Origin of the sequence: Flavobacterium sp. UBA4854, assembly GCF_002399805.1 — a bacterium.
In the GTDB taxonomy this organism is placed as follows: Bacteria; Bacteroidota; Bacteroidia; order Flavobacteriales; family Flavobacteriaceae; genus Flavobacterium; species Flavobacterium ginsengisoli.
In genome coordinates, this window is the sequence record NZ_DHEI01000118.1 from 1 (window position 1) to 6,486 (window position 6,486).

Annotated in this window: 3 protein-coding genes; all 3 read left to right on the forward strand. The window is 35.6% G+C overall.

Annotation, left to right across the window (positions count from 1 at the left end; all coding sequences use genetic code 11):
- The coding region (locus B3J44_RS17395; protein WP_286969964.1) for a gliding motility-associated C-terminal domain-containing protein at positions 1-3,645 on the forward strand (3,645 nt) is incomplete at its 5' end.
- Between the two features lie 136 nt (positions 3,646-3,781).
- Positions 3,782-4,699 carry a PorP/SprF family type IX secretion system membrane protein gene (locus B3J44_RS17400; protein ID WP_198856277.1) on the forward strand — a complete coding sequence of 306 codons (918 nt, stop codon included), beginning with the start codon at positions 3,782-3,784 and terminating at the stop codon, positions 4,697-4,699.
- Positions 4,700-4,711: 12 nt separating this feature from the next.
- The coding region (locus tag B3J44_RS17405) for an OmpA family protein (protein ID WP_286969965.1) at positions 4,712-6,486 on the forward strand (1,775 nt) is incomplete at its 3' end.

Genomic DNA, 6,486 nt, shown 5'->3' on the forward strand with positions numbered 1-6,486 from the left:
GCTAAATTCCCGACCGCTTCTGATTCATGCGATGCTGATGTTACAAACATCACTAAAGCAAGCGGACAGTTTGTGGCTTCTGAAAACTGTTCAAATGCTGGAACATATACCAATACTTGGACTGTAAAAGATGACTGTGGAAATACATCAGAAACTTTTACTCAGATAATTACAATTCAGGACACTACTGCTCCACTATTTACGGGAACTCTTCCTTTAGATATTGAAGTATCATGTGATGCAGTTCCTGAACCGGCAGAAATGCATACTTCTGATAATTGCAATGGAGACTTACCAATAGTTTATACAGAAACGAAATCAGGTATTGAAAATGAATGTCCTTCTAATTATACCTTGACTCGTACTTGGAAAATTAGTGATTGTGGTGGCAATACGACTACTCATGTTCAAGTTATCACAGTACGAGATAAAACTGCTCCAACTGGAACAGCTCCAGAAAGTGTAACTAACTTAGCTAGTATAGATGTAATACCTGTAGGAAATCCATCAGATATTAAAGATGCTGCCGATAATTGCAGCCCTACAGTAAATATCACCGTTACCGATACAAACAATGGCGGAAATGGATGTGATGGAGAACCATATATCTTAACAAGAACTTACACTTTAACCGACTGTGCAGGAAATAAAACCGAATTGGTTCAAACTTTCACAGTTGAACGTAAAGTTACAGTTAGCGGAATTGCAACAAACACAAGCTGTTTTGGCGGTTCAGATGGTTCAATTACAGTATCAAACAGCGCAGGCTCAACTGTAGTAATTACAAATGAAAGAAATGAGGTTGTTGGTAATACTAATTTACCAGCAGGAACTTATACTCTTACTGCAACTGCACCTATAAACGGTGAAAATCAGACTTGTTCTGCTACAGCTACTGTTGTAATTACACAACCCGAATATACTGTAAAAATTTCTGGACAGATTATCAATATAGATACCAACGCTCCAATCGCAAATGTACCTGTTACTTTACTTCCTCAAGGAACAACTACAGGACCAATACAAATGCGCATTACAGGCGCAGACGGAATGTACAGCTTCTCTGGAATGCCTGCTGGAAGCTACTTAGTTCAAGTGCAAGACGCTAATTTGAATAGTGCATATCAATTATACCCTGTTAACTCTAGCTTATTCTTTACTACTTTGGAAGATTGTAAAATACAAACCCATAATTTTGAGTATGGAGCTTCAAAACTTCCTGTTCTTGGAGATTACGTTTGGTTTGACACTAATAGTAACGGAATTCAGGATGAATGGTATGATGCGAACAATGATGGAATTGTAACTAAAAATATACCAGACTCAAATGGAAACATTGATTATAGCCAATGGGAATGGATAGATCTTAACGGAGACGGAAGCTATACCGGACCTCAAAATGTTGGAGAATTAAATGCTGGAGGTTTCGGAAATGCATTGAACGCAAATATAATTATTGATGGTCCAAACGGATACCATGATGAAGTAATTGTGGGAATTGAAGGATTCTGGAGAAACCGTCCAGATATAGCAAATCCTTATGGAGAATATACTATAAAATTGGTTAGAGATGCGAATTTCGATACTATGGCTGCAAACTTAGGATTAACTGGTTTAGTAAAAGTACTTCCATCTATATCTGCTAAAAATATTGCTGGCAAAACAGGCAAAATGCAATTGCATACCGTTTGTAAAACCACAACAGACAGCGGATATATTGTAACCATTACTCCAGAAGATTTAGTTCATTTAGACAATGATTTCGGAGTTAGCTGTAAAGAATACAAAGATATTGTTGCAAATGATGACTCTGCTGGTCCAATTCCAGGAGTAAATCATACAACAACCAATGTATTGAATGTATTACCAAATGATACATTAGAAGGAAATACTATAACAGCATCTGATGTTATAATTACAACGGTTACACCAAACGAGTTTTTACAACTAAACCCTGATGGTTCAGTAGATGTATTGCCAAATGCTCCAGCAGGAACATTAACAATGGTATATCAAATCTGCGAAGCCGATCAGACAGACAATTGCGATACAGCAACTGTAACCGTTACAATAGAAGCTCCAGTAATGACAGTTACTGCAACCTCTATTTGTGTTAATGATGTTCCTTACATTGATTATGTAGTAACACCAGTAAACTTCACTCCTGTAAATGGTGTAACTATTGCTTGGGCAGACAGCAACAATAATGTTGTAACAACAATGAACAATCTGCCATTAAGTGGTCGCGTATTATGGCCTGGAGCGGTAGTAGATGATCAAGGAAAAGGAATCGATTGGCCAGGTTGGGTTTTTGAAAACAATAAATGGATTGAAGCCGCTGATGGATTTGAGAAATTACGTCCAACCGCTAATGTAACGCTATCTGTAAATCCGAGTGAGACTATAACAGTTAATTATCCACCAGCAGATCCTTATTGTACTGCAAGACCAACATTTGCAATTGTTGCTAATGATGATAATCCTGCACCAATAATATCAAGTCCAACACAAACTACTGTGGGTAACGTTTTAACCAACGATACACTAAATGGTTCTGCGGTAAATATAAATGATGTAACACTTACAACAACAATTCCCGACCCAACAGGTTCAATATCATTAGGCCCTGACGGAACTATAAATGTTGCAGCAAATACACCTGGTGGCACTTATACATTAACGTATCAAATCTGCGAAAAGGCCGATTTTGGAAACTGTGATACAGCTATTGTGACTGTTATTGTGATCTCTTCAATAATTGCGAATGATGATACTTATAGCAATATCGGTTGTAATTCATTCGGACTAGTAGGTAATATTTTCAGCAATGATTTAAAAGGAAGAACACCTGTAACGATAGAATTAGTAAACTTTACGCTTCTTACCGAAGGGAATAACACTAAAACAGATCCAAACATTACTGTTGATGCTTCTGGAAATGTAAATGTGTCTAGCTTAACGCCTGCTGGCACTTATACTTACGGTTACACAATTTGTGATAAATCAAGTCCAGATAATTGTGATTCTGCAACTGTTACCATTATAGTAATTCCAATTGGTGTTGTAGAAGTAAGAGGTACGGCATGTAACGATGATTCGACATTGATTAACCTAAGCACCTTACTTCCTGAAGGAACACCTTCAACAGGAGTTTGGCAAGATAGAAACAATACTAATGCCCTTCAGGGTGGTATTCTTAATCCGTTTGGTTTAGCATTGGGCAATTACACTTTCGAATATATAATAGCCGATGAAAGATGTCCAAGAAACATAGTTTTAAATATGGAAATCAATGATGATTGTAAAGTCTTAGCTTGTGGTGATGTGTTAGTACATAATGCATTTTCTCCAAACGGTGACAACATAAACGATTTCTTCAAAATTGATAATATTGATGACACAACTTGTTATCCAACCAATTCTGTTGAAATATATAATCGCTGGGGAATTTTAGTTTTTGAAACCACAAACTACAATAATACAACAAATGCTTTCGACGGAACTTCAAGAGGAAGAACAACCGTTAAGCAATCTGATGGACTACCAACTGGAACTTATTTTTACATTATTAATTATAAATCTCTAGATGGAAACAACAATGCTCAAGATCACAAATTAGACGGGTACTTATATCTATCGAAATAACAATTAAAATACGCTGCAAAGATTATTTGCAGCGTATTTAAAAAAATTGATTTTTTTGACTAATTTTGATTGATATGACATTGATTTTCAGTGATTTAAAAAATCAATAGTAATTATTAAATTAATAAAATCTACTATGAGAACAAAATTATTTTTCTTCGTCATTCTGTTAGTTACATGTTCAGGGTATGCACAGCAAGATGCGCAGTATACACAGTATATGTACAATACAATAACCATAAATCCTGCATATGCAGGTTCTCGTGGAGTATTTAGTGTATTCGGCCTATACCGCACCCAATGGGTTGGTCTTGATGGAGCGCCAGAGACAAGCAGTTTCTCAATTAATACACCAATAAACAATAGCAAATTAGGTATAGGAGCATCGTTGGTTAATGACAAAATTGGCCCAACAAATGAGAACAACATTTCTGTAGACCTATCTTATACAATTCAAACATCCGCAGATTTTAAACTATCATTTGGTATTAAAGGAACCGCAAATATCTTCAACTTAGATGTAAACAAATTAAACCCTGCAGATCAAGGAGATCCTCAATTTCAGGATTTAAATAATAAATTCAGTCCTAATGTTGGAGCTGGAGTTTATTGGCACTCTGATAAAGCATACATCGGTTTGTCTGTTCCAAACTTTATTGAAACTAATCGTTACAATGATAACGATGTTGCTATTTATAAAGACAAAATCAATTATTATTTAATTGGAGGTTATGTATTCGATCTTGATAAATATCAATACATAAAATTTAAACCTGCACTTTTGACTAAAATGGTCGAAGGAGCACCTCTTCAAGTAGATGTCTCTGCCAACTTTATGTTCTACGATAAATTTATGATTGGCGCAGCTTATAGATGGAGCGCTTCTTTAAGTGCTATGGTTGGATTTCAAATTACAGACGGACTTTATTTAGGTTACGGATATGATCGAGAAACTACCAAATTGAATAATTACAATTCAGGTTCGCACGAAATCTTCCTGCGTTATGAATTCTTCTCAAACAAAGGCAAAATGACAACTCCTCGTTTCTTCTAAAAATAAGGTATCATGAAAAACTATACAATACTTTTCGTTACAATTATAGGCGCTTTTTCATTTAGCACTTATGCGCAACAGGCTAAAGTTAATTCTGGAGACAAGAAATATGACAGTTACGCCTATGTTGATGCCATTAAAACTTATGAAAAAGTTGCTAATAAAGGCTATAAGTCAGAAGATATGTTTAAAAAACTAGGTAACGCCTATTATTTTAATTCAGATTTTCAGAATGCCGCAAAATGGTATGGCGAATTATTTGCAATGAATACAGATGTTGAGCCAGAATACTATTTTAGATACGCACAGTCTCTAAAATCAAGTGGAGATATGGCTAAAGCAAATAAACTTCTGGATGAGTTTAATGCTAAATCAAAAAATGACAGCAGAGGAAAGCTTTATAAAGAAGACATAAACTATTTGGATCAGATTAAAGCAAACTCTGGGAGGTACCAAATAGAAAATGCAGGCATCAATAGTAAGTACTCCGATTATGGATCATTTGTCTACAACAACAAAATTTATTTTGCTTCTGCAAGAGATACAGGGAATTTCACACAGCGCAAACACAAATGGACAGGAGAATATTTTACTAATATTTATGATGCCGATCTAGATCCTTCTACAGGAAGCACATCAAAAGTCAATAAATTTAAATCGGCCATTAATACTAAATTCCATGAGGCTTCACCAGTTTTTACTAAAGATGGCAAAACGGTTTATTTTACGAGAAATAATTACATCAACGGAAAGAAAGGAAAGGATGAAAACAAGATCACTTTAATCAAACTTTACAAAGCAGAACTTGGACCAGATAACAAATGGACTAACATTGCGGAACTTCCTTTTAATAGTGATAATTACAGTACAGCTCATCCTGCTTTGAGTCCAGACGAAAAAACACTGTATTTTGCTTCTGATATGCCAGGATCAATTGGACAATCAGATTTATATAAAGTCAGCATAAATCCAAATGGAGGTTATGGTACGCCAGAAAATCTCGGAAATACAATTAATACAGAAGGAAAAGAAACTTTTCCGTATCTAACTTCTGAAAATGAAATTTACTTTGCTTCAGATGGGCATCCAGGACTTGGAGGTTTAGATGTATTTGTTGCCAATATTGACAATAACGGAAAAATAAGTAATATACAGAACGTTGGAGCTGATGTCAATTCTCCAAAAGATGACTTTGCGTATATTATTGATCCCGAAACAAGAAGAGGTTTTTTCTCCTCTAATAAAGACGGAGGACAAGGGTCTGATGATATTTACGGATTTCTAGAAACCAGAAGATTAAGATGTATTCAGGAATTGTATGGAACAGTAACCGATGCTGAAACAGGAATTGCTCTTCCTGGAGCCAAGCTTACTTTATATGATGACCAAATGAATCTCAAAAATTCTGGTGTTGCAGACGCATCTGGTAAATACAGTTTTTCTGTAGAATGCGGGAAAACCTATTATGTAAGAGCCGAAAAACCAGAATATGCCACAAAAGAGCTACCTGTTACTATAGATAAAACAAGCGGAAAAACTAGTCTACCGATTGCATTGGAAAAATCAACTTGTAAGGTTACTGTAGGCGACGATTTAGGAAAATGCTTTGGCATCAAGATGATTTATTTCGACTTGGATAAATCTAATATTAGAACCGAAGCTGCCTTAGATCTAGAAAAAATATTGGTTGTTCTGAATGATTATCCAACAATGAAACTAGATATCCGTTCGCATACAGACAGTAGAGCTTCACATCAGTATAACGAAGCTTTATCTGACCGCAGAGC